The organism is Salifodinibacter halophilus (genome assembly GCA_012999515.1).
Taxonomy (GTDB): domain Bacteria; phylum Pseudomonadota; class Gammaproteobacteria; order Nevskiales; family Salinisphaeraceae; genus Salifodinibacter; species Salifodinibacter halophilus.
The window spans coordinates 1,577,449-1,600,665 of record JABEEB010000001.1 but is presented as its reverse complement, the minus strand read 5'-3'; the positions used below and the strand labels follow the sequence as shown (position 1 = coordinate 1,600,665).

Here is a 23,217-nt window from a genome sequence, read left to right as displayed (position 1 = left end):
GCGCGGGCGTGGTTCAGAGCCGCATCTGTGCCTCGATCTCGACACTTAGATCCGGCCGGCACAACTCAGCCTGTAATAACGTGATCGGTACCTTCGGCATCAGGGCGCGTAGCTCCGCCGCCACGATCTCGGCGTCGGCAGCGCGGGGCACATAACCGCGTGCGCCGGCCAGGCCGTCCAGGCCGCGAGCTGCGGTTGAGCGGGATGCAGCGCCTATAACCGCCGCGATATTAGCGACCGCCTCCCGGGTTTGGCGGCGCACGTCGCCGGCGTGGTACGTGCGATGCCCGATGATACTCGCCGTGCCGGAAATCAGAAGATAACGACTGCGGCCGAGTTGTGTTTCGGCCGCGCGGGCAAATGCCGGCGCGCGGCGACCGTGCTCGCGCGGATAGCGGTAGGCGCTGACCTGGCGTGGGTTTTCGATCGGCGTGATCGGCTGGCATCCGAGAATTGCCTGAATACGCAGCCCTGGCCGCGCGCTGTCGACCCCGGTCGCCGGCGGCAAAACAATGTTGACTTCGTCCACGGCTTGGGCGCGGCCACGACATAGGCTGCGATAACGTTGCGTTTCGCCTTCGCCCCCGATCACATCGAAAAGCCAATGCCAGACGCGCTGCAGGTGAGCGAAGCCAAGTTTCGTCTGGAGCGCGAATAACTCACGATAAGCCGTCAACGCGGCGGCCTCTAGCGCGGCCGGGCTGGCCAGGCGGGATTCAGGGAGCTCGACGGCCGCAAAAGCGAGATCCGGAGTGCGCCGTACCTGCCAATCCCCAAGCCACAGCTCTTCGACGGGCGTATCCGCAGACCAGGATTCGTGCTGCCAGTCGCCGGTCAGCCAGGATAGGGGTACGTCGAAGAGATTGGGGGTGTCGGGGTCGAACGCAACCGCGGCCAGCTTATGCGCGTCGCTGATGGCGGGGTTCGGTGCCCAATCACATGCCACGCTTGAAATGAGCGGCCTCTCTTTCGAAAATCTATTAAAGTAGGATACCCGTTACGTTGTAATCGGGAAATTACGTAGCGGAATCTACGAGCGCCTGGAACGAATCCGTAGCCGGGATTGTCCTAGCCGCGGTTGATGCCGTTGAAAGACCATTAGCTATCGGAAGCGATGCGAATAATGACCGTTTGTACAACTCCGAATATGTGCAGTGCCCACCAGCGATGGCCGGCAGTGCCGTCGATCCAGCCATGAAAATTATGCGTTGTTCAACCATTGTGCGTTCCAAGCGGGCCGGTTTTTGCAATGATCCGGATCTGGCTTGTTGGTCCATCAATCGAAAGTTACCGGCCATCGCGACGGCCATCGCGCTAGCTATCGGATCGGCTAGTGCTGCTGCGGCCGACAAAGGGTCATCATCGCAGTCCGCGACGGATAAGCCCGCAGCGAAAGCGGCGGACCAATCCGAGGGCGACCAAAAAGATCATTCAGAGGCCGATAAAAACGCCAAAAGCGACAACAAGGCCAGTGAAAATAAAGCCTCGGATGACGACCAAGAGCATGGTCAAGGTGCGGGTGCGAATAGCGCAGAGTCAGCGCAACAGAAGTCAAAAAACAAGCCGTCCGAGCGTTTGATCGAAGGCCGCATGACCGCATCCAAGTTGGTGCGGCTGGCCAAGAAAAAGGCGGACAGCGAGTACCAGGCACCGTCCAAGGTGCCGAGCTTTCTCCGGAATCTCGATTCTGGCACCTACAAGCAGATCAAATTCAAATCGCCGGCGGCACTATGGCAGGGCGCTGGCATGGGGTATCGAGTCCGGGGCGAGATCCCGGGCATGATTTACGACAAAGCCGTGTCGATTCGTGCCAACAAGGGCGACCAAACTGAACCGTTGCCGTTTAGTCCCGCGAACTTCAACTGGCCGAATGAGAAATTGCGGAAACGCGTGCCGGATGACCTGGGTTATGCTGGCTTCAGTGTCGATCGCCGAGATAACAGCGGTACAGGCTGGTGGCCGGCAGTCTCCTTCAAGGGGGCGTCTTACTTCCGGGCGCGGGGTCGCGGCGAGGAGTTTGGGACGCAAGCGCGTGGGCTGTCAGTCAATGCGGCGAGCACCAACAAACAAACATTCCCACATTTCACGCATTTCTGGCTCGCGCCACCGACTCAAGGCAAGCGCGGCCTGACGATCTATGCTTTGCTGGATTCGCCCAAGGTCGTCGGTGCCTACGTCATCAACACCCATCCGGGGCGGGCAACCCATACGCATGTCAAGGCCACACTGTTTGCGCGCAAGGAAGTCAGCAAACTGGGCGTGGCACCGCTGACCAGCATGTTCACCTGGGGAGAAAACAGCCTCAGCGGTCGTTCCAATCTTAGGCCGGAAGCCCACGATGCCGATGGCCTGTTGATCCATGGCGACAGCAAGAACTGGCAGTGGAAGCCACTGAAAAATCCGGGCAAACTGCGCCAGATCGAGATACCCGCCAATCAAGTGGCCGGCTTCGGGTTGATGCAACGAGACCGCAGCAAGGCGCACTATCGGGCGCCCCACAGGCAATATCACAATCGGCCGAACGTCTGGGTTCGCCCCGAGTCCGGATTCGACAAGGGCCATCTGGAGCTAATCGAGATCCCGTCCAAGCGCGAAATCAATCGTAATATCGAATTGTCGTGGGTTTCGCAACAAACCATCAAGGCCGGTAGCCGACACGAGTTCAGCTACGACATGATCTGGAGCCCCTACAGTCCGCAGTCGAACAGTGTTGGCCATGTCGTAGCGACCCACATTGGCCATCCGCAGGGCAAAAACGGATCCGAGCGAGTGCGTGTAGAGCTAGAGTTTGCGGGCGGTGGACTCGATGATTTGCAGGGTCGCGACGCCCTCACGTCGCAGATTACGACGTCGCGAAAAGTCGATGTGCAAAACATCGGGATCACGCGCAATACACACGTGGGTGGGTGGCAGCTCAGTTTTGATGTGCCGACCAGTGCCCTTGGTAAGCCATTGCCGATCAGAGCGTATCTGAAAAACGGCAACCAGGAAAAAATAACCGAGGTCTGGCGCTATGAGCTCGTGAATCGTTGAGCAAGAGTCAGTTTATGGACAACGCGATACGGGCACGTCTAGAGGGCTATCTAGACCGGTTGGCACTGGACGACGAACGGCGCCGTGTCATTCTCGAACGTACGTTGGCCGATGCTCCTGGTTCGCCGGCCGAGGCATTGACCCGAGCGCAAGGACATCTTGATCGTCTGACGGTCGACGCCGCACCCGATGAAGGCGCTGGTGACGGTGCGATGCCCGACGACGCGGATGAGGCTGGCATCCGCGGCATGTTGGCTGGCCGGTACCCCGGGTGGAGCCGGCGCGTTTCAAACAGGGCGGCCGATACCTACCGTGGTGCTAGCATGCCGCGTTGTCGACGCGCACAAATGGCGCCGCCGCATGCCTCGCGCGGCCTAGGCCGAATCCTGCGGGCGGCGTTTTCACGCCAAGCGCGTGCCCGCGAGCACACACGTCCGCATGAGACGCGTCTGGGCCGAATCGTATGTCGTCGACAGTTTCTGTTGGCGCTGATTATCATGATCCCAGCTGCGGCGGCGACCATGTATATGGCCACGGTCCTGCCCAATCACGGCGCGACGATCCTCGAACTGGCGATACTCGCGATCGCGTTTTTGCTGTTCGCCTGGATTCTGGTTGGGTTCTGGACCGCTTGTGCGGGTTTCTTCCTTATGTGGCGCGGTGATCAATACTGCATCGAGGCCGCTGGGCAGCCGTCCGAAGAACCTGAAGACAATTCGCAGCAGGGCGCACGTACGGCGATTCTAATGCCCATCTGCGAAGAGTCCGTGACGCGCGCCTGTGCCGGCTTGCGGGCGGTCTATGAATCAATACAGGCAGCCGGGCATATAGAAGATTTCGATTTCTATATCCTGAGTGATAGTAGCGCGCCCGATACTTGTGTCGCCGAAACAGCCGCCTGGGCAGAGCTTTGTCGCGAACTGGATGCCTTCGGGCAAATCTTTTATCGTCGGCGGGAAGCCCGGGTGAGCCGAAAATCGGGAAATCTCGCGGATTTCTGCCGACGCTGGGGGCGTAATTATCCGTATATGCTGGTCCTCGATGCGGACAGCATCATGTGCGGAGAAACCATCGTGGAGCTCGTGGCGCGCATGGACGCCAACCCGTCGGCCGGCCTGATCCAGACACCGCCGACCGGCGTTAATCGGCAGAGCGCGTTGGCCCGTATTCAGCAGTTTTCCATGCGCGTTTACGGGCCGATGTTTGCCGCGGGCCTGCACTACTGGCACCTGGATAAGGGCCATTATTGGGGCCACAACGCGATTATTCGCGTGGATCCGTTCATGGAGCATTGTGCGCTACCAGCGCTGGCCGGCCATGGCGTGCTGTCCGGCGATATCCTCAGCCATGACTTCGTCGAAGCGGCGTTTTTGCGCCGTGCCGGCTGGGGCGTGCACATCGCCTACGACCTCGGGGGCAGCTATGAAGAAGTGCCGCCGTCGCTGATTGAAGAGCTTGGTCGTGACCGCCGCTGGTGTCGCGGCAATCTCCAGCACATGCGGCTACTGTTCGCTGACAATCTGTCGATGGCTCATCGCGCGCTGTTCGCAAACGGCGTCATGGCTTATGGGTCGGCGGCCTTGTGGTTTTTGTTCTTGCTGCTGTCGTCCAGCGAAGCCGTAATGCAGGCGTTGAAAACGCCGCAGTATTTCTCCAACGATGGACAACAGTTATTTCCGCATTGGCCGGTCTGGCAACCGTTCTGGGCGCTCAGCTTGTTCGTGGCCACCATGGTGGTGCTATTTTTGCCGAAGGTGCTGGGGCTGTTCCTGGTTGTGGCCAAACGCCAGCATCATGCTTACGGCGGCGTTCTGCGACTTGTGGCTTCGACCCTGATCGAAGTTCTTCTGACTTCGACATTGGCGCCGATTCGTATGGTGGCGCACGCGCGTTTTGTCACGACGACGCTGCTGGGGCGCACCGTCCGCTGGGATTCGCAGCAACGCGCGGACGCCACGGTGGCCTGGCGCCGAGCATTCGCGTATCACGCCCCCGGTATGGTTATCGCTGTGGTCTGGGGCGGCGTGCTGTTGGCGACGACGCCGGGGTTTGCGCCCTGGTTGGCGCCCATCCTGTTGCCGCTTTTGTTCGCACCGGTACTGACCGTGGTCACGTCACGCGCCGATCTGGGGCGCTGGCTTGCTCGGCGCGGGGTGGCTTTGATCCCCGAAGAAAACCAGCCACCTACCGAGTTGAGCCGTATTCGCGAACTGGTCGCTACTGCTTCGCCGGAACCGAACTTTGCCAATGCGGTGGTTGACCCGACGCTGAACGCACTCTGTGCGGGGTTGGCCCGCGACAGTCGTTCCTGCAGCCGCACGATCGGGGTCATCCGGGAAACGGCGGCTCGCCAGGCGTTAGCGCGTGGCACCGACGATTTGGAAGCAGACGATGCGCGGCGGGTGCTGACCGATCGGCACTGGTTGCGATGGCTTCATCGACGCGTCTGGAGTGAGATGCCGGCGGCGTGGGTGGCGTCGGAATCCGCCATGCCGGACGAGCACGCAGGTGAAACTGTGTCGCGGTCGTAGGATAATAAGCGCATTTGCGAATATCGGACTAAAAGGTAAACATGTCGGGCACAAACCGGAAACACGGGAACAATCGTGACCGATAACCTGCATATCGTGGTGCTGGCCGCGGGCTCTGGCACTCGAATGGGGTCGGCGCACCCTAAAGTGTTGGCGCCGCTCGGTGAATGGCCGCTACTCCGCCACGTGGTTGCCACGGCGGAAACGCTTGAGCCGACGCAAATTCACGTTGTCTGCGGTGCCGGCGTGGAACAGATCCGCACAGCACTCGGTTACTTGGCGGTGAATTGGGTCGAGCAGCCTCAGCCGCTTGGCACCGGCGACGCGGTGGCTGCGGCCATGGACGCGATCCCCGACCATGCACAAGTGCTCGTGCTCTACGGTGATGTGCCGCTGGTGCGGCCCAGGACACTCACACACTTATTAACCACGGCGGCCTCGGATGGTATGGCCATCCTGACCACCGAGCTAGCCGAGCCAGCCGGCTACGGGCGTATCGTCCGCGATGCGGCTGGTGGCGTGGCCGCGATTGTCGAAGACAAAGATCTAGCCGCCGACCAGCGCACGATCCGCGAAATCAACACGGGCTTGATGGTGGCGCCGGCGGCCCATCTGCGCGACTGGCTCGTTCGGCTGTCAAACGATAATGCCCAGGGCGAGTATCTTTTGACGGATTGCATCGCCATGGCCGTCGCCGATCACAGGCCGGTTGTAGCCGATCCGGCCGAAACCGTGGCCGAGACTCAGGGCATCAACGATCGGCGTGATCTGGCCTGTGCCGAGCGTGTGTACCAGCAGCGCCGAAACGATGATCTGCTCGCGGCCGGCGTGACACTCCGCGATCCGGCGCGCGTCGATGTGCGTGGCCGGATCGAGGTTGGCCGCGATGTATTGATCGACGTCGATGTCGTGCTGGAAGGCGAAATAACGCTCGGCAACGGTGTTCATATCGAAGCCGGCTGTGTGATCCGCCACTCGGTGATTGGCGATGGCGGCCGCGTCATGGCACACACGGTGGTGGAGCATGCGCATCTGGCAACCGAGTGCCAGGTTGGGCCATTCGCACGTATCCGGCCGGGCACCGAGTTGGGCCATCGTGCGCGGATTGGCAATTTCGTCGAAACCAAGAACGCCAGCGTTGGCGCCTCCACTAAGGTCAATCATTTGAGCTATGTTGGCGACGCTGCACTCGGCACCGGTGTGAATATCGGCGCGGGCGTGATCACCTGCAACTACGATGGCGCCAACAAACACGTCACCACGATCGGTGATGACGCTTTCGTGGGCTCAAACAGCGAGCTTGTCGCGCCGGTGGAAATCGGCGCGGGAGCGACAATTGCGGCCGGCACGACGTTAACCAAGGCGGCGCCGGCCAATAAACTGTCGCTAACGCGCAAGGAACAAGTGGCAGTCGACAACTGGCGACGACCGAAAAAAACCGATAGTTGATGTCGGCGACGCGGTCTCGACGTCCAAGGAATTAGCGAGAAGCGTATGTGTGGCATCGTAGGTGCAACCGCCAGGCGGGATGTCGAGCCTATTCTGCTGGAGGGCTTGCGGCGGCTGGAATACCGCGGCTACGACTCCGCGGGCGTGGCTCTGGTGCATGATGACGCGCTGTACAGCGCACGCGCGGTCGGCAAGGTCGACGCCTTGGCCGAGCGCTTGGCCGGCGAACAATGGCCGGGCACGCTCGGCATCGCGCATACACGCTGGGCCACACACGGCGGCGTGTCCGAGCGAAACGCCCATCCGCAAATGTCCGGCGAGCGCGTGGCCGTGGTGCATAACGGCATCATCGAGAACCATGCCGAGCTTGCCAGCGAAGTCGAAGCTGCGGGTTATGCCCTGAGCTCGGGCACCGACACCGAAGTCGTTGCACACCTAATCGATCGTGAATTCGCCGCCAACGGCGATCTGACCGGCGTGGTTCGCACCGTGGTCGCTCGTCTGCATGGTGCCTACGCGCTCGCTGTAGTGGCTGCGAGTGCGCCGGAGACGTTGGTTGTGGCCCGCCAAGGCTCACCGCTAGTGGTCGGCGTGGGCATCGGTGAACACTTCGCGGCGTCGGATGTCGAGGCATTGTTGCCGGTCACACGCCGGTTTATCTATCTGCAGGATGGCGATGTCGCAACGTTGACCGCGGACGCCGCGCGTGTAACCGACGCCAACGGCGCGCTCGCCGAGCGCGATATCAGAGAATCGGTGCTCGCGATCGAAGACACCGAGAAAAATGGCTATCGCCATTTCATGCGCAAGGAAATCCTCGCCCAGCCTGAGGTGATCGCCGACACGTTGGGCGCTCGCGTGACTGGCAACAGCTTAGCCACCGACGTATTCGGCCCCCAGGGCCAGGCATTGCTCGACGAAATCCAGGCGGTCCACATCGTCGCCTGTGGCACCAGCTATCACGCGGGGCTGGTGGCTGGCTATGCGATCGAAGCACTGGCGCGTGTGCCATGCCGCGTCGAGTTGGCCAGCGAATTCCGCTATCGCGACCCGATTGTCGGTCCGGGGACGCTGCTCGTAACCTTGTCGCAATCCGGCGAAACGGCCGATACCCTGGCCGCGCTTCGCTACGCCCGGTCATTACCAGCCGCAGCGGGCTACCGCGCTACGCTGGCGATCTGCAACAAACCCGAGACTTCGCTGACCCGCGAGTCCGACTACGTGATGCTGACCCACGCCGGCCCTGAAATTGGCGTGGCTTCGACCAAGGCCTTCACGACCCAGTGTGCTTGCCTTTTGACGTTGGCGGGCCTGCTAGCCGGGCCGGGCCCGGACACCGAATCTCTCGTGGCCGATCTCGGCAACCTGCAGTCGGGTATCCAGAGCGCGCTTGCGATCGAGGATCGCGTGGCTGAGCTCGCAGCGCACTTTACCGAACACGCCCACGCGCTGTTTCTGGGCCGCGGCGCGATGGTGCCGATCGCTATGGAAGGCGCGCTGAAGCTCAAAGAGATTTCTTATATCCACGCCGAAGCCTACGCTGCCGGCGAACTCAAGCACGGGCCGCTGGCACTGGTCGACGAAGACATGCCGGTGGTGGCCGTTGCACCCAATAACGAACTATTAGCTAAGCTGAAGGCCAATCTGGCCGAAGTCCGTGCCCGTCATGGTCGGCTGTACGTGTTTGCCGATGCCTCGGCGGGCATCGAAGGCGATGAGAACACCACGATCATCGAATTGCCGCACGCGGCCCCGAGCATCGCGCCGATCGTCTACAACGTGCCGCTGCAGCTGCTGGCATACCATGTCGCACTCGCTCGCGGCACCGACGTGGATCAGCCGAGAAATCTAGCCAAATCGGTCACGGTGGAGTAGCGTTCGGCGCCCAAGACTGTGCAACACGGATACGCGGGTGGCTGGCGGTTGCTGCGAACACAGCCGGCCACCTGTCCTCCGGGTTACGATGGTTCGGCCAAAACCTGTTTTAAATGACTTCGTCGCAATCCGTGTCCAACGCGCCTCCCCTGCACGTCGCGATCTTCATTCCATCGTTCGGCGACGGCGGTGTCGAGCGCGGCGTCGTCCACACGGCGCGCGGGTTGACTGACCTTGGTGTCCGTGTCGACTTCATCACCGCGCACAGCGACCAACCGTATCTCAGCGAGCTATCGACACACGTCGCGTTGATCGAAATTGGTGGCGATGCCACCGATCAAACCTCGTACCGATGGTTTGTCGATTACTTGAAAAACACGCCGCCCGATGTGGTGCTCAGTGCGAAGGATCGCGCGCATGCAACGGCTGTTGCCGCCCGTGACCAAACAGGTGTGGCCACGCGGATTGTCATGCGGGCCAGCACGGTCGTTTCGCGCCGGCACCGGGCGACGCGCTTCTGGCGGCGTATGGCGGAGTATCGGGAGATGCGGCGGATCTTGCCGCGCGCTGACCTGATGATCGCCGTCTCTCGCGGCGTGGCCGAAGATACAGCTCAGATTGCCGGTGTGCCGGAGGCGCGTATTCGCGCCATTCCCAGCCCAATTATCACGCCGGAACTTACCGAATTTGCGAGCCAGCCGGTGACGCACCCGTGGTTGGTCGACAAAACCTGTCCGGTTGTCCTGGCCGGGGGCGGGTTACGTCGCCAAAAAGGTTTCGATGATCTACTGCGTGCGGTCGCGATCGCACGCCGGACGCAGGCGCTGCGGCTAATCGTGGTGGGAACTGGTCGGCTGCGCCGGCGCCTGGAGCGGCTCGCGGCCAAGTTGGGCATTAGTGAACACGTCGATTTCATGGGATTCGTCGCCAATCCCTATCCGCTGATCGCCGCTGCCGATCTGTTCGCGTTGTCGTCGCGCTGGGAAGGCGCTCCAACCATTGTTACCGAAGCGGTGGCACTGGGCCGCAAGGTCGTGGCTACGCGCTGTGGTAGTGGACCAGGGGAGATATTGGCTGATAATCCATATGCTCGGATTGTGCCGGTGGGCGTCCCCAAGCAGTTCGCGGCTGCGGTTACTGAGGCACTCGCCTGGCCGACGCCACCACATGACATGCTCCGGCAATCGGTTCGCGACTACACGCTTGAAGTGAGCGCTGAGCGCTATCGAGACGTGTTGTCCGCATTGGTCGCGACGACATAGAGGGCGACTGATGGCATTTTGTTGCGATTTTCGGCCACGGCGACTGTTGCGGGCACTGCCGGCTCAACAGCCGGAACCAGCGGTGTAGCATATGGAATCCGATGCGTAGCGGTACCGAACCACGGCGGTTGGCGATTTTCGTCTCGTTTTCCGGTCAGGGCGGTGTCGAGCATATGCTCGTCAATCTGCTCGATGGCCTAGTGGCCGAAGGCGTGGCTGTCGATCTGTTGCTGGCCCGCACCGAAGGGCCGTTCGTGGCGTCCATCCCGGACAGCGTGAATCAGATCCGGCTCCGTGCGCGCCACACTGCGTGGTGCGTGCCGGAACTGGCGTTGTATCTGGCCCGAAACCGGCCACCGGCGTTGCTCGCCGTCAAGGATCGCGCTATCCGGGCTGCGCTGCGCGCGCGCTGGCTGGCACGGGTCGATACGCGTCTCGTGGGCCGGCTCGGCACCAATCTAGGCGCATCGCTGGCCGGTAAATCGGCCGCTGCGGCCGCACTTCGCCGGTTGCCGATGCGTCGTGTTTATCGACACGTGGATGGCCTGATCGCCGTATCCGATGGTGTGGCGGCGGATTCGCACCGGGTGACCGGCCTGCCAGCCGAACGCATCGAAACCGTCCGCAACCCGGTGGTGACGGCGACGCTTTTCGAGCGCGCAAGCGAGCCGTGCCCGCATCCGTGGCCCGGCGACGGCGGCTCGCCGGTCATCGTCGGAATCGGGCGACTCACCGAACAAAAAGGCTGGACGACCCTGCTTGATGCATTCGCCGAATTGCGTCGAACGCGTGATTGTCGTTTGCTGATTGTCGGCGAGGGGCCGGAGCGCGCAGCGATCACTCGGCGGATCGAGTCGCTGGCACTGGCCGATTGCGTTGCGTTGGCTGGCTTTGTCGAGAACCCGGCGGCGATTCTGGCGCGTGCGGATATGTTTGTGCTGTCGTCACGCTGGGAAGGCTCGCCCAATGCGCTGACCGAAGCACTCGCCATCGGGACGCCGGTCGTGGCCACCGACTGCCCGAGCGGCCCGCGGGAAATACTGGCCGATGGCAGATTCGGACCACTGGTGCCGGTCGATGCAGTCAGTCCATTAGCAGAGGCGATGCGCGAGACGTTGGCACATCCGTTGCCGGCCGAATTTTTGCAGCAGGCCGTCGCGGGTTACGATACAGCGACCGCGACGCGGCGCTACCTGGAAGTGGTCGATCCCGGTCGCATGTAGATGCGACGCGGCGCACTCATCCTGTGCTGGTGAGGTGCGGCCAATTATGGGTATTGGCAAGCGCACCGAGTTGCTCGTTGGCGCCTGCCACGACCGTGCGATCCACTACGTGGAATAAAAAACGATCCTGCGGTGAATCACCGTAGGCCTCGGCCCATGCCAATGATCGGTTGGTGGCTTCGGCGAGATCGTAGGCCGCGTCGATCTTGCTGGGCCCGTTCGGGTGGCGGATCGGTGGCCGGAGCGCCTGGATCTTGCCACGCCGGGTGGCCACGAGGGCGCCCCGGGCGTGTTCTACGCCCAGCTCTTCAGCCAATGCGTCGGCGATGAATTGTGGCGTGCCGCTCAGAAGAACCACCGTGTCGCCGGCGCGTTGGTGTTGCCGCAAGCGTTCTACGACGGTTGTGGAGAGAGCCGGCACAAGCTCGTGACGGACGAACTCGGTCGCGTAGCGACGTAGCGCCGCCAATGTGTGTCCGTGTAGATATGCCTTGTTGAGTTGTACGACGCGTCGGCCGTAGCGCGGCGCGTGGCAGACAAAGAACAACACGTAAGCAAGCAGCGCGAGCGGCCGTAGCCGACGCTGACGGCGTAAATAGTGCGCAAAGCGTTGCTCGCTGCTGGCGCCGGTGACTAGTGTGCCGTCGATATCGAATAAAACCAATCGCATGGCGGCCGTTTAGCGCGTGTTGGTGTCGTCGTGGCCGGCCCCCACGCAGAATTCAATCAGCACCGGCAGGCCGCGTATAACGCAGATCGCGGCGGCGAGCCAGGTGAGTATCTGGCCGATGAGTATCAACGCCCAGCCAGCGTTGGCCCAGAACTCGGGGGCGAGTGCGGCGAATGGCTGCCAGAATAGCAGCCAGGCAAACACAACGGCTTTCACGCCGGCGTAGAAGGCACGCATGAACGGCCCAGCAACCAGGAAACGCCCCAGCGGGGTGTCCAGCATGTCGAAGGCCGCGGTGCCGCCGGTCGCGCCGTGGGCGCGCACGGCGTCGACCAGATTGCCACGGATGATAAACAACAGCGGCACCCAGATACCGATAAAGCCCAGATCTGCGAGGATGACCCACAGTACGATCTCCACGATCCGGTCGATTGCGATATCGAAGGTCGCACCGAATAGTGTTTCGCGGTTGAAGCGCCGTGCGACCCAGCCGTCGGCGGCGTCGAGCACAATGATGAGCACCACCAGCGGTGCGTTGATCAGTTGTAGCGTCGGTAGGTCGGAATAGACCACACCGATCAGCGCGAACAGCAGCAGAAAACGGCTGAAAGTTATGAGGTTCGCCATGGGTAATGCGTCGGTAGCGGATCGAAAACCGGCGGCTTGCCGTTTACAAGCAACAGTTTAGGTTATCTTTGGGGCGGTCGAAACGGGCGCTCCATCAAGCGTGCAGCGGCTTCCGCGGGCGGTCGGCCGCCATACAGCACTTGATAGGCTTCGGCGATGATTGGCACATCCAGCCCGCGCGCGAGCGCGAGCTCATACAGCGCGTGTGCCACGCGCACGCCTTCCACGGTCTGGCCGATTTCGCGCTCGGCGGCTTCGACCGATCGGCCGGCGGCCAGCAATAGCCCGAATCGCCGATTCCGGGATTGGTCGTCGCCGCAGGTCAAAAGCAGATCGCCAAGCCCGGCCATGCCGGTCAGGGTGTCGGCGTGGGCGCCGAGTTCGGCGCCGACTTCGGTCAGCTCGCGCAGGCCACGGGTTATAAGCAGTGCGCGTGTGTTGGCGCGATAGCCGAGCCCGTCTGCAAAGCCGACCGCGATGGCGAGTACGTTTTTGACGGCACCGCCCACACCGACGCCGGCCACGTCGGTGGTGGCATAGACGCGAAACGCGCCATCGTGGCAACACATCGCCACGTGTTCGGCGAACGCTTGATCCGTCGCGGCCACCGTGACTGCCGTCGGCAGACCGGCCGCGACTTCGTCCGCGAAACTGGGTCCGGAGAGCACGCCCAGCGGCCGTTCTGGGCCGAGTGTTTCGGCGGCGACCTCGTGTGGCAATTTGGCCGTTCCCGGCTCCAGGCCTTTGGTCGCCCAGACGATGCCGCAATGCGTCGGTAGATGGGGCGCCAGACTCGTCAGCGTGGCCCGCAGTGCGTGGCTCGGCACTGCCACGATCACGAAGTCGATGTTGTCGAGTGCGGCGCCAGTATCCGGTGTTGGCACGAGGCAGTCCGGGAATTGGTGTCCCGGCAGATAAGCACGGTTCTCGCGCGCCTCGGCTAGTTCGGCGATGCGCTCGGCGTTACGCCCCGTTAGACGGGTGGCGTAGCCGCGACGGGCGAGAACGAGTGCTAGCGCCGTTCCCCAAGAGCCGGCGCCTACAACGGCGAGGTTGGTCATCTCATCTGGGGTGTGCCGGTGTGAGCGAACGGTATCGTATTAATGCGTCGTGCGGCTGGCGTTCTGGGCGTCGCCGGTTTGTTCGGCCTGGTGTTGCGCGTAGAGCGCCTCGAAGTTCACCGGCTGCAGCACGAAATGCGGGAAGCCGGCGCGTTGGACCATGTCGCCCGCCGTCTCACGTAGGTAGGGGAAGATGATCGTTGGGCAATAGGCGCCGAGGAGCTGGCCGTGCGCTTCTTCGTTAATCTCGCCGTCGATTTCGAAGACGCCGGCGTACTGGACTTCGACGATATAGGCCGTGGTCTCACCCTGGGTCGCGTTGATCGTCACTGTTACCGCGACTTCGAATGCGGTCTCGGCCAGTGGTTGGACCTGTGTGTTTAGGTCGACATTGACTTCCGGCTGGAACTCTTCGGTGAAGATCTGCGGCGCGTTCGGAACCTCGATCGAGGCATCCTTGACGTAGAGTTTCTGGATGGTGACGTCGCGCTGGGCCGTGTCGTTGGTGGCTGTGTCGTCGGCGTCGTCGGGCGTCAGTTCGTCGGCCATGGCTCGTTCCGCGGTTTAGATTGGTTGGTGTGTGCGGGTTATTTCGCCGTCAGCGGCAGGCCGTCCGATTCCCAGCCGTTGATGCCGCCGCGCAGCGTGTAGACATTGCTGTAACCCTGTTTGCGCAGTTTGCTCGCAGCCTGTGCGGCTTGGTTGCCACTGCCGCAATAGCAGATGATGGTCTGATTCGTGTCCTTGCTGATTTCGCCAGCGCGCTCGTCGATGCCGGCGACCGGCACGTGGATGGCGTTCAGTATGTGATTTTTCTTATAGTCTGACGCCGAGCGCGTGTCGACCACGACGGCGTCGTCGGTGTTCATCAGGCGCACCGCCTCGCTTGGGTTTACGGGACGACCGCTGCCACTGCCGCCATTGGCGAGCAGCCATTCATTGGCGGCGAGCGCGATCAGGGTAATCGCCAGTCCGGCCCAGAGTACCGGGTGGGCGGTGACGAAGTCGATGAGTTCGGCAGGCGTCATAGCAGCGCGCGGCAACGTTTCAATAGGGCGGCGATTCCGCCGTTCAATCGACAATTATGGCATAAGCAGGCCCTGGTGGACGATACAATCTCGGTATGGTTTCGGGTGCGCGGCGTGAACAAATAATGGGCAGGTGGCTGTTTGTTTTGGGTCTGTTGGCCATACTGGGCGCCAGCCCGGCCGCCCTGAGCCACAGCGATGGCCACGGCCACGCCCACACCGCGAAAGCCAATAAAACCCGGGCGCGCCTGGACAAACTACGCGAACGCATCGCCACCGTTCGTGACCAGATCAGCAGCCAGAGCAAGAAACGCTCGCGCTTGTCCGATACCTTGCAACAAGCAGAAAAACGGTTGGACAAGGCACGTAATCGGCTGCAGGCGGTTGATACAGCGATCGACCAAGCGCGCGATGAGATCCAGGATCTCGACGCAACGATCGACAATCAAAAGGAACAGCTCTCGGGCCAGCTCGGCTCACTGCGCAAACAAGTGCGAGCGGCTTATGAAAATGGAAAGCCCAGCCGTCTGAAACTGTTGTTGTCCAACCGCTCGCCAAACGAGATCGGGCGCGTACTGGCTTACTACCACTACTTCACCAAGGCACAGTCGGAACAGATTGCGAGCCTCAAAAAGGCGCTGGCCGATTTGGCGCAAAACCGTCGCCGTGTGAAAAACAAGCGCGAGGAACTGAATCAGAAGCGCGAGAAGCGCGCCGCGGTCCTCGCACACCTGAAAAAGAGTCGCAAGTCACAGCATCAAGCGCTGGCCGCACTGGACAAACAGCTTGGCTCGAATAAACAGGACCTGGCGTCGATGCAGGCCAACGCGAAGCAGTTGAAAAAGCTGCTTAGCCGTTTGGAAAACCAATTAAACGACAATGGTTCCCAGAGCTACGGCGCGTTCGCCAAGCGCCGTGGGCATCTGTCGGCGCCTGTGAAGGGCAAAACGATCGCCGCATTTCACCAGAGAAAATCCGGCGGACCGATGCGCTGGCAGGGGCGGTGGATCGCCGCTTCAAATGGCACGCCGGTCAAGGCGGTCGCACCGGGGCAAGTGGTCTATATTGGCTATCTCAAACGCTACGGGCTGATTGTCATCGTGGCGCATGGTTCGCGCTATTACACGCTGTTCGGTCACGCTTCCACCGTCTTTGCCCGCGTGGGGCAGAGCGTGGCTGCCGGGCAAAAGATTGCTGCAGCCGGCAAGAGTGGCGGGTACAGGCAGAGTGGCATTTTCTTTCAGGTCCGTCGCGGCGATAAGCCACTCGATCCGGCGGGCTGGCTCGCCCAGTAAGCGCGTTGCGCTAACGAATCGTAAGCGCCCGCAGCCCACATCCGAGGCCGGCTAGGCCTGTGGCAAGTGGTGCGGCCAAACCGGTGTCGGCAGCGGTCAGCACGCCGGCGAGTGCCAGTAGTCCGGCGGCGAAAAGACTCCAGCGCTGGCTGCGACGGGTCGCACGGAGTTCGTGGGTGACATCGACCAGCGCCCGGGGCGCGGAGGGCGTGTCCGTGTCGACCGGCGCGTCGATCTGTCGCGCCCAGCGGTAGGCGAACTCGGGCAGGCTGTCGACGATTTGTGGCCATTGATCTTGCAAACGGCGTGCCGCCCGGCGCGGGTCGGCGCGGCGGGCCATCCATTGTTCGAGGATTGGTTTGGCCGTGGCCCAGAGGTCGAGCTGAGGGTACAGATCGCGGCCCAGGCCTTCGACGTTCAGAACGGTTTTCTGCAGCAATACGAGCTGGGGTTGGACATGGTAGCGATAGCGCCGGGCGATCTTGAACAACCGGATCAGAAAAACCCCAAAGGAGATCTCGGCGAGCGGTTTGTGGAAAATCGGCTCCGAGACGGTTCGGATCGCGGCCTCGAATTCCTCGATGCGGGTGTCGGCCGGCATCCAGCCGGACTCGACGTGGAGTTCGGCGATGCGGCGGTAGTCGCGGTTGAAAAACGCGAGGAAATTCTCGGCGAGATAACGTTGGTCGGCGGGCGTCAACGAGCCGACGATGCCAAAATCCAGGCCGATGTAACGCGGCCGGTGCGGATGCGTGGTGTCGACGAAGATGTTGCCGGGATGCATGTCCGCATGGAAGAAGTTATCGCGGAAAACTTGCTGAAAAAAGATTTCCACGCCGCGCTCGGCTAAGACCTTGAAGTCCACGCCGGCGGCTTTGAGGGTCTCGACGTCGTCGATCGGTGTGCCGAATATGCGTGCCATGACCAGCACGTTCTCGGTGCTGTGGTCGAAATAGATTGTCGGGTGGGCGATCAGATCCGAGCCGGCCCAGTTACGCCCGAGTTGACTGGCGTTGGCGCCTTCGCGCAGCAGATCCAACTCGTCGTGGATGATGCGTTCGTACTCGGCCACGACCTCCACCGGGCGCAGCCGCGAGGCTTCCGGGTGCACGTGTGCGATCAGTCGCGCCAGGCGATAGAGAACTGCGATGTCGCGCGCCACCTGGTGATGGACATGCGGCCGCAGCACCTTGATGACGACGTCGTCGCCGGTTGTCTGATCCGCGCGGGGGTGTAGGCGGGCGGCATGAACCTGGGCGATGGAGGCTGCGGCCAGCGGTTCGGGGTCGAACCAGGCGAAGCGCTGGTCCAGCGATTCACCGTAGGCGGTCTCGATGAGTTCGCGCGCCTGGTCGCCGGCAAATGGGGCGACTGCGTCCTGCAATTCGATCAGATCATCGGCCAGGCCGGGCGGCAGTAGATCGCGCCGCGTCGATAGAGCTTGGCCGAATTTGATGAACACCGGGCCCAGTTCTTCCAGCGCTTGGCGTAGTCGCGGGCCGATGGGGTCGTCTAATTTTTTGCCAGCGCCGAGCGTGCGCGCTAGCCAGTTGCTACGTGAAGTGTCGGCGAACAACTCGCCAAGCCCGTAGCGCCGGGCGACGCGCAGTATCTGGGCGATCCGTCGTGTTTGGCCAGCCATCGGTTTGCGCTCAGCCGCCGGCTGAGCCGTGCTTGCGCGCGCTCAGCCGGTCGACTTCATCGCGCAAACGCGCTGTCTGTTCGGCGAAGTCGTCGACCTCGGCCTTCGAGGCCACCGCGGCGGTTTCTTCGAGCAGATATTCGCGGAGCTGGGATGGGACTTCTTGGCTGATGCGGCTGACTAGTCCGCGCGCGGCGCGCCAGCCGCGATCGAACACGCTGGCGGTCACCGGGCCGGTAATGCTCTCGACCAAATCGGCGGCTTCTACATCGATGGTGCGGGCTAGTTCGGCGAAGCCCTGTGCCACGCCGATGTCGCCTTCAATGTTCAAGCCGCTGGCACCGATGGCGCCAGCACCGGTGTCTGCGCGCCGGGTGAGTTGGGCAAATGCGTTGGCGGCGCCGGTTAATGCCACGTCATAATGCGTCTCGTCGCGCCAGGGCCGCAGTTGAATGCCGTGATCGACGGCCATGATGCAGATAGCTAGATCCCAGTCGTTGACGCGCACGGCCAGCGTTCGGCCCGTCAGCCGACGGCAGCGCGCCAGGGCGTTCGGGTCGTTGCTCAGGTAACGGTTGAATGCGATCTCGGCGGCCGCCCGCAGTTTCGGCGGTAGGTCGACTGTGTCGCTCACGGCCGGTAACCGCGGTGCACGGCGACGATGCCGCCAGTTTGATCGTACCAATCCACGCGTTCCAGGCCGGCTGCGCGCATCATGCCGGCCAGTGTTTCTTGATCGGGATGCATGCGGATCGATTCCACGAGATAGCGGTAGGCGTCTTCGTCGCCGGTAACAAAACGGCCCAGCCGTGGTAACACCGAGAACGAATAGCGCTCGTAGAGTTTATCCAGCGCTTCGAACTGCGGTTGGGAAAACTCCAGGACCAGCACGCGCCCGCCAGGTTTGACCACCCGTGTCATTTCGTTCAAAGCTTGTTGTTTGTCGGTAACGTTGCGAAGCCCGAAGCCGATGGTCACACAGTCGAAGCTGGCATCCTCGAATGGCAACGCTTCGGCGTCGGCGATGGTGAAGTCGACATTGCCGACCACGCCGCGATCGGCTAGTTGGTCGCGGCCGGCCCCGAGCATGGATTCGTTGACATCCGACAGCGTTACCCGACCGCTGCGCCCGGCTCGCCGCGCAAAGGCCGCGGCCAGATCGCCCGTGCCGCCGGCCACGTCCAGGACCTGGTCGCCGGCCTGGACAGCTGCTAACTCCACTGTGAAACGTTTCCAAAGCCGGTGTATGCCGCCCGACATTAGGTCGTTCATGAGGTCGTAGCGGCCCGCGACCGAATCGAAAACCGCGCCGACGCGCTTCTTTTTTTCCGACCAGTCGATTTCCTCGTAACCGAAATCGGTGGTTGTGGTATCACGTGTCTCGGGCATGGCCGGTCCGTTCGAATGCATCGAGTTAAAACACGATCAGGTTATCGTGCCCGACGAAATCCGGCCAGCCGGGTGACGCCGCGCGGGCCCTGCCGGCCGCGTATGATTCGTTATGAATCGGCGTATGTGGAGCCAGAAAATGAGTCAGGCCAAGCACGAAGTATTCGATCTCGTTTTGTTTGGCGCGACGAGTTTCGTCGGTCGGCTGGTCGCCGAGCATCTGGCGACTCGCGCGGATGCCCACAATCTGAACTGGGCTATCGCCGGTCGTTCGGAGACGAAGCTTGCCGGCGTGCGGGCCGAGATCGGGTGCCCGGATCTGCCGATCATCGCCGCCGATGCGCACGATGACGCCGCGCTGTTGTCATTGTGCGCGCGCACACGTGTCGTGATTTCCACGGTCGGCCCGTATGCACTTCATGGCGAACCGCTGGTGCGAAGTTGCGCCCAGACCGGCACCGATTACGCCGATCTAACCGCTGAAGTGCCATGGATGGCGCAGATGATCGAGCGCTACCAGGTGCGTGCCGCCCAGTCCGGTGCCCGCCTGGTGTTTTGCTGCGGTTTTGACTCGGTGCCATCCGATCTCGGTGTTGCGCATCTGCAGTCGCAGGCGCGGACGCGGTTTGGCACGCCGTGCCAGCGTGTCGCCATGCGCATCCAAGCCATGCGCGGCCGTGTCTCGGGCGGTACCGTCGCGACTATGACGAATATGGCGCGCCAACTGCGCGACGAGCCAGGCCAGCAGCAATACATCACCGATCCGTATTCGATTTGCCCTGCCGACAAGCGGCCGACGACGAAACAGCGGCCTGTCACCCGGCCATTCTGGGATCGAGACGCGAAGGCTTGGGGCGCGCCGTTCGTCATGGCCGCGGTCAACGAACATGTCGTCCATCGCACGAATGCATTGGCCGAGCCTGGTTACGGCACCGAGTTTAGTTATAACGAAGCCCAGCTCACTGGCCGTGGATTGAAAGGCCGTGCTGGCGCGTACGGCTTGGCCGGTGCACTCGGCACTTTCATGGCCGCGGTCTCGTTCCAGGCCACACGGAATCTGCTCGAACGTTTCGTGTTACCCGCGCCCGGTCAGGGCCCGAACGCCACCAAACGTGCCAACGGTTTCTTCGATGTGCGGTTCCATGGCCACACGCCGAGCGGTGACACGGTTCGAACCCGTGTTCGTGGTGATCGCGACCCCGGCTATGGCGCGACGTCACGTATATTCGGTGAAGCTGGGCTGTGCCTGGCCTGCGACAATCCGGGTGCAGTGCCGGGTGGTTTCTGGACACCGGCTAGCCTCATGGCCGAGCCGCTGACCGCGCGCCTGGAACGCCATGCCGGCGTGACTTTTGTTGCCGACGAGTAAGAACGAATAGCACGTCCAGCGTGCGTCACGCCGACGACTGCCGCCGCGCTGTGCCATGTTGCTAGGTGAAGGCACGCTATAATCCGGGGACAGTATATTGATTTAATCGCTGCCCGCTTTTGCTGTGTCGTCAGTTTTCTTTGGTCCTGGCGGTTTTGGCTTGAGCGTTCGGCCGAGTTGACGTTCGGCGGCCGAGATAAAATGATCACTGCCCAACGGACGTCCTGTCCGCAGATGCTGCTCAATCTGATGCGTTTGCCCATCAGTTTCCTGGGTTCCGAGATAGGCAGCCCAATCATCGGCCACATGGCGGACATCACGCGTATCGATCAGCGGGTCGTCACGACCTGTGAGATGCGCGGCGGCGCTGGACCAAGGCCAATCAGCTGGTTCGTTGACCAGGCCGGCTACTACCGGGTTGTGCTCGATGTATCGAAGCACCGACCCAAGATGTGCCTCGTCCATCGGGAATGAGTGAAAACGCTCTTGCCAGAGATGGCCGCGCCATTGTTCCCGCGAGTTGACGTGCCGTGTGTAGCGCCGATGTGTTTCGCCGAGCATGGCACGTAGACCATCCGCTTCGGTCGGCACGGCGGCGAAGTGCACGTGATTGGGCATTAGGCAATAGGCTAGTATTTTCGTGCCCGCTTTTCGTGCGTACGTCGCCATGAGGTCGAGATAGACGTCGTAGTCATCGTCGCAGAAAAACACGGGCTGACGCCGGTTGCCGCGTTGTGTGACGTGATGGGGCGTGTTAGGTAAGACGACGCGGGCGAGCCGGGCCATAAGTGTTCACACAGTCGTTCGAAATAACTAGTTTAGTACACCGTCCCCGGAATTGCCTGGAATTTCTAAGCTAATAAGCATCGGTTGTTGCATCGCCCGGAGCAGAACCTTGCTCCGGGCGATGCCAATGGCTTCGTGCCTTTACCCAAGTTCTAGTTGTCGGGTGCGCCCGACAACTAGAACAGGCGTGGGCAGCGTCTGGCCATGCACTATGACTGTTTGCCCGAGCCGCTCAAATTTGGGTTCGGCTAGCTGAGTGTTTTAAGCCTTCAGGTGCTATTTAGCTTTTTGCAACCTCTTGGCCGCGAATATTCCAAGTAAACGCAAAAATGGCCATAGCCAGTAAGCAGGAGACGATTAACAGGATAAAACTTCCGTCCCAGCCATAAAATTCAACTATATAACCCAATAGTATATTAGCGGCAACTGCTCCGCCTAAATACCCAAACAATCCAGTCAGTCCAGCCGCCGTTCCGGCTGCTTTTTTGGGGACATAGTCCAGTGCTTGCAACCCAATTAGCATCACCGGGCCATAAATCAAGAATCCGATTGCAATTAGCGCTGCATTATCAACCATCGGGTGGCCTGCAGGGTTTAGCCAATAAACCAGCACGGAAATAAGCACGCCCGCCATAAAGAAGAACCCTGTCGGGCCGCGGCGGCCATTAAATACCTTGTCTGAGATCCAGCCACATAACAATGTACCCGGGATCCCAGCCCATTCATACAAGAAATAAGAGAGGCTTGATTCATCCATCGTGAATCCTTTCGCCTCACTTAAATATGTCGGTGCCCAATCCAGTACGCCGTATCGGACAAGGTAGACAAATATGTTGGCAAAGGCTATTGCCCACATCCATTTGTTATTAAGAACATAATTAAAAAGTATTTGCTTTGTTGTTAATTCCGTTTCAAAGGTTTCTTTTGACTCAGTAGGGTAATCGTCCCGGTGTTCCTCGATGGGAGGTAATCCCACTGATTGAGGGGTGTCCTTCATCAGGATGTAAGTAATTATTGCTATAATTAAAGCTACAAAACCTGGAAGTATAAAAACACCCTCATATCCAACGAAATATCCGCCAGCAAATATGGAAGCGCCGAAAACAGCTAACGGTGCCATCAGTCCGCCGCCGACGTTATGTGAAACATTCCAAATCGCTGTTTTACGCCCGCGTTCACTCACGCTAAACCAATGTACAAGCGTGCGCCCAGACGGCGGCCAGCCCATCCCTTGAACCCAGCCGAGTATTAACAACATAATAAACATTATGGCGATTGAAGATGTAAAAAAGGGAATAAACCCCATTAATAAACTTATGATCGCGGAAAGAACAAGGCCGGCTGTTAAAAATACTTTTGGATTGCTTCGGTCAGAAACAGTCCCCATTACGAATTTACTGATCCCATAAGAAAGAGAAACGGCGGACAAAGCAATTCCAAGCTCCCCTTTGGAAAAACCTTCTTCAACCAAATAGGGCATGGCAATTGAAAAGTTTTTTCTTAAGAGATAGTACGCTGCATACCCAACAAATATTCCTATGAATACTTGCCAACGCATTTTTTTATACTCATGGTCCACCTGATCGTCCGGTAAACGATCGGCTGCTGGTTTTGGTTTGAATATTTTCAGCATTCCATAGGCTCCACAAGTTTAAATTACACTCCGCTCACAGCACGGGCGCAGAAGTATACAGATCTAATCGCTGTCGGCTTGTACTGTGCCGTCAGTTATTTTGGTCCTGGCGACTTTGCCAAATCCGGGGACAGTATACTGATCTGGCCGCTGTCCGCTTTTGCTGTGTCGTTATTCTTTTTCGGCTCTGGTGATTTCGGCTTGAGCGTACGATCCGTTGGCGCTTGAGAGATCGAAGGGCTGTCCAACGAGCGAGCCATGCGGAATTGTGTGGTAGCTGGAAAATGGGTGTCTGCCTCCGGCCATTTGGTGGGACAGGCCGGTATCGCCACATTCACGGCTGG

The 23,217-nt window shown here is 60.8% G+C and carries 19 protein-coding genes; 8 read left to right on the top strand and 11 right to left on the bottom strand.

Going from position 1 to position 23,217, the window contains the following annotated elements:
• Positions 1–13: 13 nt before the first annotated feature.
• Entirely contained in the window at positions 14–946 is a 933-nt protein-coding gene (locus tag HKX41_07360; protein NNC23973.1) for a hypothetical protein, read from the bottom strand.
• A gap of 185 nt (positions 947–1,131) precedes the next feature.
• Here HKX41_07360 and HKX41_07355 point away from each other — a divergent pair, with 185 nt between their 5' ends.
• The 6 genes from HKX41_07355 to HKX41_07330 all read left to right on the top strand — a co-directional run bounded on the left by HKX41_07355 (position 1,132) and on the right by HKX41_07330 (position 11,373).
• Positions 1,132–3,033 carry a hypothetical protein gene (locus tag HKX41_07355; GenBank protein NNC23972.1) on the top strand — a complete coding sequence of 634 codons (1,902 nt, stop codon included), beginning with the start codon at positions 1,132–1,134 and terminating at the stop codon, positions 3,031–3,033.
• Between the two features lie 14 nt (positions 3,034–3,047).
• Positions 3,048–5,564: a glucans biosynthesis glucosyltransferase MdoH gene (gene mdoH / locus HKX41_07350; protein ID NNC23971.1), complete on the top strand. Its 2,517-nt coding sequence runs from the start codon at positions 3,048–3,050 to the stop codon at positions 5,562–5,564.
• Between the two features lie 75 nt (positions 5,565–5,639).
• Positions 5,640–7,013, top strand: a complete 1,374-nt coding sequence (gene glmU / locus HKX41_07345) for a bifunctional UDP-N-acetylglucosamine diphosphorylase/glucosamine-1-phosphate N-acetyltransferase GlmU (protein NNC23970.1) — start codon at positions 5,640–5,642, stop codon at positions 7,011–7,013.
• A gap of 45 nt (positions 7,014–7,058) precedes the next feature.
• A complete protein-coding gene (gene glmS, locus HKX41_07340) occupies positions 7,059–8,888 on the top strand; it encodes a glutamine--fructose-6-phosphate transaminase (isomerizing) (GenBank protein ID NNC23969.1) in 1,830 nt (609 codons plus the stop codon).
• Between the two features lie 113 nt (positions 8,889–9,001).
• Positions 9,002–10,150, top strand: coding sequence for a glycosyltransferase (locus HKX41_07335; protein ID NNC23968.1), 1,149 nt, complete (start codon positions 9,002–9,004; stop codon positions 10,148–10,150).
• Between the two features lie 101 nt (positions 10,151–10,251).
• Positions 10,252–11,373, top strand: a complete 1,122-nt coding sequence (locus HKX41_07330) for a glycosyltransferase (GenBank protein ID NNC23967.1) — start codon at positions 10,252–10,254, stop codon at positions 11,371–11,373.
• 16 nt (positions 11,374–11,389) lie between these two features.
• Here HKX41_07330 and HKX41_07325 read toward each other — a convergent pair whose 3' ends face one another.
• The 5 genes from HKX41_07325 to HKX41_07305 all read right to left on the bottom strand — a co-directional run bounded on the left by HKX41_07325 (position 11,390) and on the right by HKX41_07305 (position 14,759).
• Positions 11,390–12,043, bottom strand: coding sequence for an HAD-IB family phosphatase (locus HKX41_07325; protein ID NNC23966.1), 654 nt, complete (start codon positions 12,041–12,043; stop codon positions 11,390–11,392).
• A 9-nt stretch (positions 12,044–12,052) separates the two neighbouring features.
• Positions 12,053–12,670 carry a CDP-alcohol phosphatidyltransferase family protein gene (locus HKX41_07320; GenBank protein NNC23965.1) on the bottom strand — a complete coding sequence of 206 codons (618 nt, stop codon included), beginning with the start codon at positions 12,668–12,670 and terminating at the stop codon, positions 12,053–12,055.
• 62 nt (positions 12,671–12,732) lie between these two features.
• A complete protein-coding gene (locus HKX41_07315) occupies positions 12,733–13,731 on the bottom strand; it encodes an NAD(P)-dependent glycerol-3-phosphate dehydrogenase (GenBank protein ID NNC23964.1) in 999 nt (332 codons plus the stop codon).
• A 39-nt stretch (positions 13,732–13,770) separates the two neighbouring features.
• Positions 13,771–14,280 carry a protein-export chaperone SecB gene (gene secB / locus HKX41_07310; GenBank protein NNC23963.1) on the bottom strand — a complete coding sequence of 170 codons (510 nt, stop codon included), beginning with the start codon at positions 14,278–14,280 and terminating at the stop codon, positions 13,771–13,773.
• A gap of 38 nt (positions 14,281–14,318) precedes the next feature.
• Positions 14,319–14,759, bottom strand: coding sequence for a rhodanese-like domain-containing protein (locus tag HKX41_07305; protein ID NNC23962.1), 441 nt, complete (start codon positions 14,757–14,759; stop codon positions 14,319–14,321).
• 95 nt (positions 14,760–14,854) lie between these two features.
• Here HKX41_07305 and HKX41_07300 point away from each other — a divergent pair, with 95 nt between their 5' ends.
• Entirely contained in the window at positions 14,855–16,054 is a 1,200-nt protein-coding gene (locus tag HKX41_07300) for a peptidoglycan DD-metalloendopeptidase family protein (GenBank protein NNC23961.1), read from the top strand.
• A gap of 10 nt (positions 16,055–16,064) precedes the next feature.
• Here the strand turns inward: HKX41_07300 and ubiB are convergent, their stop codons facing one another.
• Genes ubiB through ubiE form a run of 3 tightly spaced genes read right to left on the bottom strand, consistent with a single transcriptional unit; the run spans position 16,065 to position 19,085 of the window.
• Positions 16,065–17,696 (bottom strand): ubiquinone biosynthesis regulatory protein kinase UbiB, encoded by a 1,632-nt coding sequence (gene ubiB, locus HKX41_07295; protein ID NNC23960.1) that lies wholly within the window; start codon positions 17,694–17,696, stop codon positions 16,065–16,067.
• A gap of 10 nt (positions 17,697–17,706) precedes the next feature.
• Positions 17,707–18,330 carry a hypothetical protein gene (locus HKX41_07290; GenBank protein NNC23959.1) on the bottom strand — a complete coding sequence of 208 codons (624 nt, stop codon included), beginning with the start codon at positions 18,328–18,330 and terminating at the stop codon, positions 17,707–17,709.
• Complete coding sequence (gene ubiE, locus HKX41_07285; GenBank protein ID NNC23958.1) at positions 18,327–19,085, bottom strand: bifunctional demethylmenaquinone methyltransferase/2-methoxy-6-polyprenyl-1,4-benzoquinol methylase UbiE; 759 nt, start codon at positions 19,083–19,085, stop codon at positions 18,327–18,329. Before ubiE ends, HKX41_07290 begins: the two co-directional genes overlap by 4 nt.
• A gap of 139 nt (positions 19,086–19,224) precedes the next feature.
• Here ubiE and HKX41_07280 point away from each other — a divergent pair, with 139 nt between their 5' ends.
• Positions 19,225–20,454: a saccharopine dehydrogenase gene (locus HKX41_07280; protein ID NNC23957.1), complete on the top strand. Its 1,230-nt coding sequence runs from the start codon at positions 19,225–19,227 to the stop codon at positions 20,452–20,454.
• 102 nt (positions 20,455–20,556) lie between these two features.
• Here HKX41_07280 and HKX41_07275 read toward each other — a convergent pair whose 3' ends face one another.
• Positions 20,557–21,240, bottom strand: a complete 684-nt coding sequence (locus HKX41_07275; protein ID NNC23956.1) for a transposase — start codon at positions 21,238–21,240, stop codon at positions 20,557–20,559.
• 280 nt (positions 21,241–21,520) lie between these two features.
• Positions 21,521–22,873 (bottom strand): glycerol-3-phosphate transporter, encoded by a 1,353-nt coding sequence (gene glpT, locus HKX41_07270; protein NNC23955.1) that lies wholly within the window; start codon positions 22,871–22,873, stop codon positions 21,521–21,523.
• Positions 22,874–23,217 lie beyond the last annotated feature (344 nt).